Below are 14,914 nucleotides of genomic sequence, written 5' to 3'. Positions count from 1 at the left end.
TGCTCCAGCTATACAAAGTTATAGTCAATAATAAGCATGTCTCTCCAGCCTGGCTCGTCTTGCAGTGCAGGGAATAGCGGGGAAACATCATGTTTTACAACTTCATCGTTGACTATTATGCTATCGAGGAACGAGTTGAGTTGCTTATGTTCGATCGGGATATCTTTATTGCTGTAGATTCCAGACACGCCTCCCAGAACATTTTTCCGCTTAATAAGGTGTTGAGAAACGAAATGATGTCCATCTCTGTGTATTCCTTCGGGGGTTGGCAAGCCAACTACATTCTCTTTTGTATTTACTCGAAATTGATGAGTGTTAATTATCAGTTTTCTAGCTTTATAGTCTTCTACAGGAATGATATTGAGACAATAGTTTATCAGGCTATTAAGAAGCGTAGAGTTGGCAAAGCCGAGGTCAACAGGGGGAAGGTGCCTGTTTAAGCCTCCATTCAGATGATTGATATCCTTTGATTGAAAGAAACCTTGACTTCCATTTATTAAATTTAGCTTTTGGGTTTCAAAATTATATTCATACCGCGCAAATCTACGTTGTCGATAATTACCCTTGTCGTTCATATATTCATCTTTAGGAAGATTATCCCAGAATTTGCTGATGCTTTCGTAGTTTATTTCTTCAGCAATTCCGCCTGTAAGGTCGTTACCTTTGATCACCGCATAGCCATATAGGTGAAGTGCTCTCTTCTTTTTATTGATAAAAATAGACCTTTCTTCCTCATTAGGAGATGGCTCATAATGCTGTGTCGTGTCGTGTCGTGTCGTGTCGTGTCGTGTCGTTCAGTTAGCACTTTCTAACTCCCTATTTAACATTTGTTTTATTAAGTGAGGTTTATAGTGTATTAAGCGATGCTGGCGCTGGTTTTTAGCTCGCATCTGTTTCTTACGTAAAGCTCAGCTATTAACTGGTCACCAGCAGATAGGGAGCTGACACCTGCCGGAGTGCCTGTCAAAATAATGTCCCCAGCCTGCAAAGTGAATGCTCTATCAATATCTTCAAGGAGGTCTTCAATCTTAAAGATCATCTGGCAACTATCACCTACCTGTTGCACTTTATTATTTTTGTATAACACCAGTCTTAGGTGGTCGAGGTCAGAATAACTATTGATTTCAATAAACTCGGAAATGACTGCTGATCCAGCAAAAGCTTTGGCTCTTTCCCAAGGGTGGCCTTGTTTTTTTAATTTATTTTGAAGGTCTCTCAGGGTTAAATCGAGAGCAAGACCTATTCCTCTGATGCTGTAACTTTTGGGGGTTGCTCCCTCACCGATCAAGACAGAGATCTCCAGTTCATGATGAACTTCACCATGCTCATTAGGAAGGTTGAGATTTCCTGAAAAAGGTACCTGAGAAGAGAATGGTTTTATGAACAATAATGGAGATTGAGGAACCTCGTTGTTAAGCTCTTTAACGTGATTCAGGTAGTTTCTACCTACACAAATAATCTTTCCAACTGCGCAGCCGGATGGTTTTTTACTTGTAATTGGGATCATGGTTTTTTATCCCTGCTATTGTTCACTTTTATTAGGTGAGCCATTCTTTTAGGCTGGCCAGAGCGAATCTATAGGTTATTAACTCGGCTGTCAACAATATTACTTTTGACGTCTATATAGCCCTCAGGAAGTATAAAATTTGTACAGATAAAAGCCTGTCAGTCATCAAACTATCATCAAACTGAAACCCTTCTTACATCACTCTGACTTATTTCTCTCATAGGATGTGTTCGCGAAAAATAGCCCACGAGAAACGGGAGCACGTGTGAAAGTTCTGATTTAATGTCTCTTTAGTTAGCTTCGTTCTCACTTAGCAAGAATATTCAAAATTGATTCAATAGTTTTGAGTCGGTTTTGGAAAGTAAGTTCATAACATTGAAGTCAGTGCGATTAACAAATCTGTGAACAATCCAGCAGTACCTGCTCACGGACAAAATTTCCCATGATGACCGGGTCAACTCAGCCACCTTCAGTACCGATGGCCTTGTGTTAACCATTAATCTCAAGGCTAACATCACTGAACTCAGTATGAATGATTACTGTTACTAGCCCCACATTATACCAATTGAACTTTCTAACTCCCTATTGCGCTGAAGATTATTGTGAACTTTCATAATAAAACCAACTCTAAGCTGCAGAATCAATTTTGAATACCCTTGCCAAGCAGGGATAAATAACAACTATGGAAAACGAACAATGGATCACATAGATAACAAATCCCCTGGAAGCACGCCAACCTCATCGACACTTGAACAACCTCCATCAGTTGCACCAATGGGTACTATTATGGGCAAGAACGTCATTGAACGTGACAAGAATGAGTTTTCATTATTGCTCGATCTACCTGAGGATATGCAATCCAAAATTTTTACTTATTTGCAGGCTCGTGATATTGCCTATTTAACACGGGCAAATTCATGCATTAACAACAGGCTCAAAAATGATGCTGCAATGGCAAGGGCGTGGTATCGCCGGTTTGCCTCATCACACCAGACTCTACTAAAAACTATCGTCACCACAAAAGATAAAGATGAACTCCAGAAATGGTTAAAGCGTTTTACAAAGGATGAAGCATTGGTGGAGTCAGTCATGGATCGCCAAGCCAGTATTCACTTTCCCGCTCTGTTCTTTTTCAGTCTCACTAATCTGATGTCTCAATGTAAAACATTTAAATTAGAGACAAAAGCCAGCCTCCTTAGTAATGGGATGAACTCAGCTGCCTTCAGCCCCGATGGCGACCATCTGGTGATAAGAGAAGGTGAGAAGAACACTTTGAGAATCTTCGGCCAGAAGGACGATGGATCATGGCAACGCAAAGGCAATATCTTCCATGATGACCATATCCGATCCTTCACCTTCAGCGCTGATAGCCGCTTCATGGTGACCGCCGGTAAAGATGGCGAGGCGAAAATCTATGGCAAGAAGGACGATGGATCATGGGAAGAAAAAGCGACTATTACCCATGATAACTGGGTCAACTCAGCCACCTTCAGTGCCGACAATCGCTACGTAGTGACCGCCAGTTTCGATCATAAGGCGAAAATTTATGGCCTGAGTGACGATGGCTCATGGGTAGAAAAAGCCATCATTCATCACGATTGTCACGTCGATTCGGCAACCTTCAGCGCCGATAGCCGCTATGTAGTGACTGCCAGTAAAGATGGCAAGGCGAAAATTTATGGCCGGGAGGACGATGGGTCATGGACAGAAAAAACCATTATTTCCCATGACGACCGAGTCCTCTCGGTTACCTTCAGCGCAAGTGGCCGCTATGTGTTCACCAACGGCAGAGATAAAAAGCTGAAAATCTATGGCCTGAAGGCCGATGGGTTATGGGAAGAAAAAGCCACTATTTTCCATAATTGCCACTTCCGCTCAGCAGCCATCAGCGCCAATGACCGCTATATATTGACTGCCAGTTGCGATCACAAGGTCAGAATCCATGGCCTGACTGACAATGGATCATCGGAAGTAAAAGCAACTATTTCCCATGATTACCGGGTCAACTCAGCCACCTTCAGCCCGGATAGCCGTCATGTGTTGACTGGCAGTCACGATGGCAAGGCGAAAATCTATGGCCAGAAAGACAATGGATCATGGGAAGAAAAAACCATCATTTCTCATGAACACTGGATCGTATCAGCTAACTTCAGCGCTGATGGCCGCCATGTGATCACCCTCAGTGAAGATAACAAGGTCAAAATCTACGGCCTGAAGGACAATGGATCATGGCAAGCAAAAGCCGTCATCTCCCATGGCAGGGATATCAGATCAGCAACCTTTAGCATCGATGGCCGCCATGTGGTCACTGCCAGTTTCGATCAAAAGGCGAAAGTTTATGGTCAGAACTGCGATGGATCATGGCAAGAAAAAGCCACCATTTCCCATCAAAGTACTGTCCAATCAGCCACCTTCAGCGCCGATGGACTTGTGTTAAGCATCGATTTCACGACTAACATCACTGAACTGAGTATGAATGATTGATGGTTTGCTATAAGTACCTAACCAGTTGGTTTCGCATATTCTGGACGGCGGCTTTTTCCACCCTTCTGCGTTCCAACTCTGGTTGCGTAGCTTCGGCTACGCGCCCGTCGTTGCGCCTTGAAGGATGAAAAAATCCACTCGCCAGAATATGCGAAACCAACTGGCCAGGTACTTACGATTAGATCAATTGTGTGAACTTTCCTGCTAAAACCGACTCTAAGCTGCAGAATCAATCTTGAATACCCTTGCCAATCAGGGATAAATAACAACTATGGAAAACACACAATGGATCGCATAGATAACAAATCCTTTAGAAGTGCGCCATCCTCATCAACACCTGAACAACCGCCATCAGTGACCCCAATGGGTACCATTATGGGCAAGGACGTCATTGTACGTGATGACAATGAGTTTTCATTATTGCTCGATTTACCCGAGCATATGCAATCCAAAATTTTTACTTATTTACAGGCTCGTGATATTGCCCATTTAACACAGACAAATTCATCCATTAACAACAGGCTCAAAAATGATGCCACAATGGCAAGGGCGTGGTATCGCCGGTTTGCTTCATCACATCAGGCTCTACTAAAGACAATCGTCACTGCAAAAGATAAAGATGAACTCCAGAAATGGTTGCAGCGCTTTACAAAGGATGAGGCATTAGTGAAGTCAATCATGGATCGCCAGGCGAGTATTCATTTTCCTGCTCTGTTCTTTTTCAGCCTCACTAATCTGATGTCTCAATGTAAAACATTTAAATTAGAGACAAAAGCCAGCCTCATCTGTAATGGTGGGTTAAAATCAGCTGTCATCAGCGCCGATGGCCGCCATGTATTGGCTCATACTGAAGACACATGGATGAAAATCTTCAGCCGAAAGGACGATGGGTCATGGCAACCAAAAGGCACTATCTCCTATGATGACTACGTCATATCGTCCACCTTCAGCGCCAATAGCCGCTACCTGTTGACCGTCAATGACGATTACAAGGCGATAATCTGTGGCAAGAATGACGATGGATTATGGGAAGAAAAAACGACTATTAACCATCATCGCTTTATCAACTCAGCCGTCTTCAGCGCCGACGATCGCTATGTAGTGACCGCCAGTTACGATAAGAAGGCGAAAATTTATGGCCAGAAGGACGATGGATCATGGGAAGAAAAAGCTATTATTCACCACGATTATTGGGTCAATTCGGCAACCTTTAGCGCTGATAGCCGCTATCTAGTGACGGCCAGTGAAGATGGCAAGGCGAAAATCTATGGTCTGAGGGACGATGGGTCATGGGCAGAAGAAGTCATTATTTCTCACGATGACCAGGTCCACTCTGCTAACTTCAGCGCAAGTGGCCGCTACGTGTTCACCCGCTCCGGAGATAAAAAGGTGAAAATCTATGGCCTGGATGATGGGTCATGGAAAGAAAAAGCCACTATTTTCCATAATAGCTGGTTCTACTCAGCAGCCTTCAGCGCCAATGACGGCTTCATATTGACTGCCAGTAGCGATCACAAGGTGAGAATCCATGGCCTGACTGACAATGGATCATGGGAAGTAAAGGCCACTATTTCCCATGATAAATGGGTCAACTCAGCCACCTTCAGCCCGGATAGCCGCCATGTGTTGACTGGCAGTTTCGATGGCAAAGCGAAAATCTATAGCCAGAAAGACAATGATTCATGGGAAGAAGAAGCCATCATTTCTCATGAAAACCGGATCGTATCAGCTAACTTCAGCGCTGATAGCCGCCATGTGATCACCCGCAGTGAAGATCACAAGTTGAAAATCTACGGTCTGAAGTACGATGGAACATGGCAACAAAAAGCCATCATCTCCCATGGCAATAGTATTAGATCAGCCACTTTTAGCGTCGATGGCCGCCATGTGGTTACTGCCTGTTTCGATGGCAAGGCGAAAATTTATGGTCAGAACAGCGATGGATCATGGGTAGAAAAAGCCACCCTTTCCCATCAAGGTACTGTCCTAATATCCACTTTTAGCAACGATGGTCTGGTATTGACCATCGACCGAAAATCCACCCCCAGCGTCAATAATGCCCTGATGGTGATCTACGATCGTGCGGCGAATATCACTGAACTAAGTATGAATGAATGATGGTTCGCTGTTCCATTCAGCCGTGTACCGAAGGTGCATCAGCTGGAAGATTTCGTTGGCCATACCAAAATTTCTGATTAGCTTCGATCTTGCTTTGTGCGGCTAATGCCTGCTGATATCAGATGGCTAGGAGCCTGACCGAGAATAGCGCCCGTAGCGAGGACGGCAGAAAATTGAGGATGAAAATTCGGTTTTGTGAGGAGAATAGCGAGCTATTTGACGAACAAAAGCGGATTTTCAGACCAATTTGCTGCCGCCGCAGTAGGGCAGTCTATTCTCGGTCAGGCTCCTAGCAGCCTGTCGGACTTAAGACTGTCCTACTGCGGTTGCAATAAATTGGTCTAAAAATCTCTGTTTCTTCGTCAAATAGCTCGCTATTCTCCTCAGAAACAGAGATTTTCATCCTCAATTTCTTGCAATCCTCGCTACGGACGCTTAAGTCCAACAGGCTGCTAGAAAAACTCACATTTCAGTAGTCCCGACTTTTAAATCAAACTTCACATTGCATGTTCAGAGATAGATAGTGAACTTTAATACTAAAACCGAGTCAAAATCACAGAATCAATATTAAATATCCTTGCTATTCAAGGTTAAACACTATCTACGGAGAAAGAGAAACGAACAATGGATTGCATAAATAAAAATTCCTGTGATGTTACTCTACCCTCATCAGCATCAGGTCAACCTCCGTCAGATACATCAAGTGGTACCATTATGGGCAAGAACGTCATTGTACGTGACAAGAGTGAGTTTTCATTATTGCTCGATTTGCCCCCGGGAATACAATCCAGAATTTTCACCTATTTGCGCGCTCATGATATTACCCAATTAACACGGGCAAATTCACAAACTAACAACGGGCTCAAAAATGATGCTGCAATGGCAAAGGCATGGTATCGCCATTTTGCTTCATCACACCAGACTCTACTAAAGACAATTGTCGCTGCAAAAGATAAAGATGAACTCCAGAAATGGTTAAAGCGTTTTACAAAGGATGAGGCATTAGTGAAGTCAATCATGGATCACCAGGCGAGTATTCACTTTCCTGTCCTGCTCTATTTCACTCTCACAAAACTGATGACTCAATGTAAAACATTTGCATTAGAGACAAAAGCCACACTCCCCTGTGATGGCGAGACCGGCTCAGCTACCTTCAGTGCCGATGGTCGCCATCTGGTGAGCGTCAATTGTAAAACAGTGGAAATCTATGGCCAGAAGAGCGATGGATCATGGGAAGCAAAAGGCACTATCTGCCATGATAACCGTGTCTGTACGGTCACCTTCAGTGCCAATGGCCGCTATGTAGTGACCGCTGCTGACGATTTCAAGACGAAAATTTATGGCCAGAAGGACGAACAATCATGGGAAGAAAAAGCCACTATTTCCCATGATAACTGGATCAATTCAGCCACCTTCAGCGCCGATAGCCGCCATCTGGTGAGCTGGAGTAAAGACGGCAAGGCGAAAATCTATGGCAAGAATGACGAAGGATCATGGGAAAAAAAAGCCACTATTTACCATGATGAATGGGTCTGCTCAGCCACCTTCAGCGTCGATAGTTGCTATGTAGTGACCGCCGACGGAGACGGCAAGGCGAAAATCTATGGCAAGACAGACGAAGGATCATGGGAAGAAAAAGCCATTATTTCCCATAATAAATGGGTCAAATCAGCCACCTTCAGCACCGATGGCCGCTATGTGGTGACCGCCAGTGGAGATGGCACGGCGAAAATTTATGGCCAGGGGGAAGATGGCTTGTGGACAGAAAAAGCCGTCATTACCCACGATATGTTAGTAGCATCGGCCACCTTCAGCACCGATGGCCGCCATGTGGTGACCGCCAGTTTTGATGGCAATGCGAAAATCTATGGCAGGAATAACGATGGGTCGTGGATAGAGAAAGCTATTATTCCCCATGACGATTGTGTCAGGTCAGCCACCTTCAGCCCCGATGGTCGCTATGTGAGGACGATCAGTGACGATCACATTGTGACAATCTATGGCCTGGAGGACGATGGTTCATGGGAAGAAAAAGCCATCTTTTCCCATGATGAAGAGGTCAACTCAGCCACCTTCAGCCCCGATAGCCGCTATTTGGTGACCTCCAGTGACGATGGCATAGCGATAATTTACGGCAAGAAGGACGATGGAACATGGGAAGAAAAAGATGCTATTTGCCATGATGATTGGGTCTTCTCAGCCACCTTCAGCCCCGATAGCCAACATGTGATCACCGCCAGTAGAGATGGCACTGCGATAATTTATGGCCGACAGAGTGATGGGACCTGGGAACAAAAAGCCATCATTTCCCATCATAGTTCCATCGAATCAGCCACCTTCAGCACGGACGGCCATGTGTTGACCATCCATGGTGATGGAACGTTGAAAATCACTGAACTACAGATGAACGACTAATTGTTTGCTGTCACTCATTAGCCAAGATCCGCATTATTCTTCTGCAACACCAGCTCAGCACGATAACTTGAGCGCAAAAGGGTACCCGCAACGAATTCTACAAACCCTCTTTCCAGACCCCGCTGAGGATTAGATCAATAGTGTGAACTTTCCTACTAAAACCGAGTCTAAGCCGCAGAATCAATTTTGAATATTCTTGCCAATCAGGAATAAATAACAACGATGGAAAACGAACTATGGATTGCATAAATAACAATTCCCCTGAAACTGCTCCACGCTCATCAAGACCAGGTCAACCACCATCAGATACACCAAGTGGTAACACTATGGGCAGGAACGTCTTTGTACGTGACAAGAATGAGTTTTCATTATTGCTCGATTTGCCCCCGGGAATACAATCCAGAATTTTCACCTGTTTGCGGGCTCATGACATTACCCAATTAACACGGGCAAATTCAGACATTAACAACAGACTCAAAAATGATGCTGCAATGGCAAGAGCATGGTATCGCCGGTTGGCTTCATCACACCAGACTCTATTAAAGACAATTGTCGCTGCAAAAGATAAAGATGAACTCCAGAAATGGTTAAAGCGTTTTACAAAAGATGAGGCATTAGTTAAGTCAATCATGGATCGCCAGGCGAGTATTTATTTTCCTGCTCTGTTTTTTTCCACTCTCACTAAACTGATGTGTCAATGTAAGACATTTAAATTAGAGACTAAAGCCAACATCCGCTGTAGTAGTCAACAGAACTCAGCTATCTTCAGTGACGATGGCCGCCACTTAGTGATCACCTGTGACTTTAAAACATGGAAAATCTATGGTCAGGAGAGCAATGGATCATGGGAAGCAAAAGGCACTATCTCCCATGATGACGATGTAAGATCTGCCACCTTCAGTGCCGATGGCCGCTATGTAGTGACCACCACTATATTTGGCAAGGCGAAAATTTATGGCAAGAAGAACGAACAATCATGGGAAGAAGAAACTATTTCCAACGACGATTCGTTACGCTTAGCCACCTTCAGCGCCGATGGTCACTATGCAGTGACCGCCAGTAAAGATGGCAAGGCAACAATTTATGGCCGGTTAACCGATGGGTCATGGGTAGAAAAAGCCATCATTCGCCACAATAATTTTTTAAGCTCAATCACCTTCAGCGCCGATGGCAGCCACGTGGTGACAGCCAGTTTTGATGGCAGAGCGAAAATCTATGGCAAGCAGAATGATGGGTCATGGGCAGAAAAAGCCATTATTTTCCATGATAACCGGGTCGACTCAGCCACCTTCAGCGCCGATGGCCGCCATGTGGTGACACGCAGTGCCGATAACAAGGTGAAAATCTATGGCCTGGAGGCCGATGGTTCATGGGAAGAAAAAGCCATCATTTATCATGATGATGGAGTCTGTTCAGCCAGCTTCAGCCCCAATAGCCGCTGTGTGGTCACCGCCAGTAAGGATGGCAGGGCGATCATCTTTGGCAAGAAGGACGATGGATCATGGGAAGAAAAAGCCACTATTAACCATGATGATTGTGTCTGGTCAGCCACCTTCAGCCCTGATAGCCGCTCTGTGGTCACCCGCAGTAAAGATAAAAAGGCGAAAATCTATGGTCTGAAAGACGATGGCTTATGGGAAGAAAAAACGACAATCCCCCATTATTTGTATATTTGTTCAGCAACCTTTACCTTCGATAGCCGCCATGTGATCACCCGCGGTGGAGATAGCAAAGTGAAAATCTATGGCCATCAGGACAATGGCTCCTGGGCAGAAAAAGCTATCATTACCCACGATGATGTCATATCAGCAAACTTGAGCGTCGATGGCCGCCATTTGGTCACTGCCGGTAGCGATAAAATGGCGAACATTTATGGCCAGGTAAGCGATGGACCATGGCAAAAAAAAGCCACCATTTATCATCGCAGAGGGATCAGACGAGCCATCTTTAGCGCCGAAGGTCATGTGTTGACCATCCATGGCAATAACATGGCGAAAATCAGTGAGCTATGGATGGATGAATGACTGATCATTTTCCCAAAACAAAGTCCTGTTTTCTTATTGGTAACGATTAGATCAATCCTGTGAACTTTCCTACTAAAACCGACTCTAAGCTGCAGAATCAATTGTGAATATCCTCGCCAATCAGGGATAAATAACAACGATGGAAAACAAACTATGGATTGCCTGAATAACAATTACGTTAGAATTACTCCACCCTCATCAAAACCAGGTCAACCACCATCAGATAGACCAGGTTGTACCACTATGGGCAGGAACGTCATTGCACGTGACAAGAATGAGTTTTCATTATTGCTCGATTTACCCGAGGATATACAATCCAAAATTTTTACTTATTTGCAGGCTCGTGATATTGCCCTGTTAACACGGGTAAATTCATCCATTAACAACAGGCTCAAAAATGATGATGCAATGGCAAGGGCATGTTATCGCCGGTTGGCTTCATCACACCAGGCTCGACTAAAGAAAATTGTCACTACAAAAGATAAAGATGAACTCCAGAAATGGTTGCAGCGTTTTACAAAGGATGAGGCATTAGTTAAGTCAATCATGGATCGCCAGGCGAGTATTTATTTTCCTGCTCTGTTTTTTTCCACTCTCACTAAACTGATGTGTCAATGTAAGGCATTTAAATTAGAGACTAAAGCGAGCATCCCCTGTAGCAGTCGAGAGAACTCAGCTACCTTCAGCGACGATGGACGCCACCTGGTGATCGCCTGTGACTTCGGAACATGGAAAATTTATGGCCAGGAGAGCGATGGATCATGGGAAGAAAAAGGCACTATCTTCCATGAATACTGTTTCAAATCGGTCACCTTCAGTGCCGATGGCCGCTATGTGGTGGCTGTCTATAGAGATGACAAGGCGATAATTTATGGCCAGAAGGACGAACGATCATGGGAAGAAGTGACTATTTCCCACGACGACTCGCTCTGCTCAGCCAGCTTCAGCACCGATGGCCGCTTTGTAGTGATCACCACTAAAAATAACAAGGCGAAAATTTGTGGCAAGAAGGACGATGGCTCATGGGTAAAAGAAGTCACTATTTCCCATGATAAATCGCTCCAATCAGCCACCTTCAGCACCGATGGCAGCCATATTGTGACCGCCAGTTTTGATGGCAAGGCGAAAATCTATAGCAAGAAGAACGACGGTTCATGGATAGAAAAAGCCATTATTTCCCATGATAAATGGGTCCAATCCGCCGCCTTCAGCGACGATGATCGCCATGTGGTGACCCGCAGTATCGATCACAAGGTGAAAATCTATGGCCTCAAGGCCGATGGTTCGTGGGAAGAAAAAGCCATCATTTCCCATAATAAAGACATCAACTCAGCGACATTCAGCGCCGATAACCGCCACTTGGTGACCTCCAGTGACGATCGCAGAGCGATAATCTACGGCAAGAAGGGCGATGGATCATGGGAAGAAAAAGCCACTATTTACCACGATGATTGGGTCTTCTCAGCCACCTTCAACTCCGATAGCCGCTCTGTGGTCACCCGCAGTGTAGACAGAGTGGCAAAAATCTATGGCCAGAAGGACGATGGATCGTGGGAAGAAAAAATGATCATCTCCCACTATTTGAAAATTATATCAGCAACCTTTAGCGTCGATGGCCGCCATGTGATCACCAGAGGTGAAGATAGCAAGGTAAAAATATATGGCCATAAGGACAATGGATCCTGGGAAGAAAAAGCCATTATTTCACATGCCTATGGTGATGTCATATTAGCAACCTTTAGCCTCGATGACCGCCATCTGGTCGCTGCCGGTAACCATAAAACGGTGAAAATTTGTGGCCTGGTAAGCGATGGATCATGGAAAATAAAAGCCGCCATTTCTCATCGCGAAGGGATCAGGACAGCCATCTTCAGCGCCGATGGCCATGTGTTGACCATCCATGACGATGACACGGCGAAAATCACTGAACTATCAATGAAGGACTGATCGTTTACTGTCACTCATTAGCCCAGACCTACATTATTCTTCAACAACGCTTTTTCCAGACCCCGCTGATGCTGCTTCCCAAACGCTTGGGGAGTCTCATGCAAGGTTCAGCAGGTAAATGTTTTTTGGTGGGTTACAGGTGCTGACCCAGAGTGCCATTCTGCATGTTCTGAAAGATAGAAACCCGCTTTCTGGTTATTGATCATTTTCCCGGATCAAAGCCCTGTTTTCTTGTTCGTTACGATTAGATCCATATTGTGAACTTTCCTACTAAAACCGACTCTAAGCTGCAGAATGAATTTTGAATATCCTTGCCAATCAGGGATAAATAACAACGATGGAAAACGAACTATGGATTGCCTGAATAACAATTCCGGTAGAAGTATTCCACCCTCATCAAAACCAGGTCAACCACCATCAGATACACCAGGTTGTACCACTATGGGCAGGAACGTCATTGTACGTGACAAGAATGAGTTTTCATTATTGCTCGATTTGCCCCCGGGAGTTCAATCCAAAATTTTCACCTATTTGCGGGCTCATGACATTATTCAATTAACACGGGCAAATTCAGACATTAATAAGAGGCTCAAAAATGATGCTGCATTGGCAAGGGCGTGGTATCGCCGGTTGGCTTCATCACACCAGACTTTACTAAAGACAATTGTCGCTACAAAAGATAAAGATGAACTCCAGAAATGGTTGCAGCGTTTTACAAAGGATGAGGCATTAGTTAAGTCAATTATGGATCGCCAGGCGAGTATTTATTTTCCTGCTCTGTTCTTTTCCACTCTGACTAAACTGATGTCTCAATGTAAAACATTTAAATTAGAGACTAAAGCCAGCATCCTCTGCGATAGTTCAGAGCACTTAGCTGCCTTCAGCGGCGATGGCAGCAACTTGGTGATCGCCTGTGACTCTAAAACATGGAAAATCTATGGCCAGGAGAGCGATGGATCCTGGGAAGCAAAAGGCACTATCCCCAATAACTACTGTGTCAAATCGGTCACCTTCAGTGTCGATGGCCGCTATTTAGTGGCTACCAGTATAGGTGGCAGGGCGAAAATTTATGGCAAGAAGGACGACCGATCCTGGGAAGAAGCAACGATTCCCCATGACGACTCTGTCCACTCAGCCACCTTCAGTGCCGATAGTCACTATGCAGTGACCGCCAGTAGAGATGGCAAGGCAAAAATTTATGCTAAGGTGGCCGATGGGTCATGGGTAGAGAAAGCCATCATTCGCCACAATAATTTTTTACGCTCAGTCACCTTCAGCGCCGATGGCCGATATGTGGTGACCGCCAGTTTTGATGGCAAAGCGAAAATCTATGGCAGGAAGAACGATGGGTCATGGGCAGAAAAAGCCATTATTTCCCATGATAACGGGCTCAACTCAGGCACCTTCAGCGCCGATGGTCGCCATGTGATAATCCGCAGTGCAGATAACAAAGTGAAAATCTATGGCCTGGAGGCCGATGGTTCATGGGAAGAAAAAGCCATCATTTCTCATGATGATGGAGTCTGGTCAGCCACCTTCAGCCTCAATAGCCGCTGTGTGGTGACCGCCAGTATGGACGGCAGGGCGATCATCTTCGGCAAGAACTACGATGGCTCATGGGAAAAAAAAGCTATCATTACCCACGATGATTGGGTCTTCTCAGCCACCTTCAGCTCCGATAGCCGCTGTGTGGTCACCCACGGTATAGATAAAGTGGCGAAAATCTATGGCCAGAAGGACGATGGATCATGGGAAGAAAAAATGATCATTTCCCATAACCTTAAGATCCGCTCAGCCAAATTCAGCGCCGATAGCCGCCATGTGATCACCTGCAGTGAGGATCACACGGTGAAAGTCTATAGCCGGAAGGACAATGGATCCTGGGAGAAGAAAGCTACCATTTCCCATGATATTAGTGTCGGACCGGCAACCTTCAGCATCGGTGGCAACCATGTGGTCACCTGCAGTACCGAGGGTAAGGCGATAATTTACGGCCTGGGGAGCGATGGATTATGGAAAGAAAAAGCAGTCATTTGCGATAATACTGAGATCAAATCGGCCATCTTCAGCTTGGATGGTCATGTGTTGACTATACATGGAGGTAACAGGGCGAAAATCACAAAACTATGCATGATTGACCGATCGTTTACTGTTACTCATTAACCCAAACCCTCATTATACTTCTGCAACACCTCTTTCCAGACCCAGCTGATGCTACTTCCCAAACGCTTGGGGAATCTCATGTAAGGTTCAACGTTACGCTTGCATCAATCTCAAAAACTTTCGTGCTAGAGCTGACTCTAACTTACTGAATTAACGTTTGAATATCCCTGTCAACCGCAGGTAAATAACAGCTTGTCACAGGATAAGTCATAAAATTTGGTGAACTTTTCTCCCGGTTTTTTATCTAATCATTAAC

Annotated in this window: 8 protein-coding genes; 6 read left to right on the top strand and 2 right to left on the bottom strand. The window is 44.9% G+C overall.

Going from position 1 to position 14,914, the window contains the following annotated elements; genetic code table 11:
- Positions 1–8: 8 nt before the first annotated feature.
- Positions 9–671 carry a 2OG-Fe dioxygenase family protein gene (locus ACO6VG_RS12035; protein ID WP_422474091.1) on the bottom strand — a complete coding sequence of 221 codons (663 nt, stop codon included), beginning with the start codon at positions 669–671 and terminating at the stop codon, positions 9–11.
- A 185-nt stretch (positions 672–856) separates the two neighbouring features.
- Entirely contained in the window at positions 857–1,507 is a 651-nt protein-coding gene (locus ACO6VG_RS12030; protein ID WP_422474089.1) for a fumarylacetoacetate hydrolase family protein, read from the bottom strand.
- A gap of 696 nt (positions 1,508–2,203) precedes the next feature.
- On the opposite strand from ACO6VG_RS12030, the gene ACO6VG_RS12025 reads away from it, so the two are divergent.
- The 6 genes from ACO6VG_RS12025 to ACO6VG_RS12000 all read left to right on the top strand — a co-directional run bounded on the left by ACO6VG_RS12025 (position 2,204) and on the right by ACO6VG_RS12000 (position 14,658).
- Positions 2,204–3,991, top strand: a complete 1,788-nt coding sequence (locus tag ACO6VG_RS12025; RefSeq protein ID WP_422474087.1) for a WD40 repeat domain-containing protein — start codon at positions 2,204–2,206, stop codon at positions 3,989–3,991.
- Between the two features lie 285 nt (positions 3,992–4,276).
- A complete protein-coding gene (locus ACO6VG_RS12020) occupies positions 4,277–6,109 on the top strand; it encodes an F-box/WD repeat-containing protein (protein ID WP_422132496.1) in 1,833 nt (610 codons plus the stop codon).
- Positions 6,110–6,733: 624 nt separating this feature from the next.
- Positions 6,734–8,524, top strand: a complete 1,791-nt coding sequence (locus ACO6VG_RS12015; protein WP_422442206.1) for a WD40 repeat domain-containing protein — start codon at positions 6,734–6,736, stop codon at positions 8,522–8,524.
- A gap of 236 nt (positions 8,525–8,760) precedes the next feature.
- A complete protein-coding gene (locus ACO6VG_RS12010; RefSeq protein WP_422474085.1) occupies positions 8,761–10,548 on the top strand; it encodes a WD40 repeat domain-containing protein in 1,788 nt (595 codons plus the stop codon).
- A gap of 153 nt (positions 10,549–10,701) precedes the next feature.
- Positions 10,702–12,495, top strand: a complete 1,794-nt coding sequence (locus ACO6VG_RS12005) for an F-box/WD repeat-containing protein (protein WP_422474083.1) — start codon at positions 10,702–10,704, stop codon at positions 12,493–12,495.
- 351 nt (positions 12,496–12,846) lie between these two features.
- On the top strand, positions 12,847–14,658 hold the full coding sequence (locus ACO6VG_RS12000) for a WD40 repeat domain-containing protein (RefSeq protein ID WP_422132492.1): 1,812 nt from the start codon (positions 12,847–12,849) through the stop codon (positions 14,656–14,658).
- The last annotated feature ends 256 nt before the right edge of the window (positions 14,659–14,914 follow it).

Origin of the sequence: Endozoicomonas sp. ALB032 (assembly GCF_049310125.1) — a bacterium.
Taxonomy (GTDB): domain Bacteria; phylum Pseudomonadota; class Gammaproteobacteria; order Pseudomonadales; family Endozoicomonadaceae; genus Endozoicomonas_A.
The sequence above is the reverse complement of the archived record's forward strand: the minus strand, read 5'-3'. Positions and strand labels throughout refer to the sequence as shown.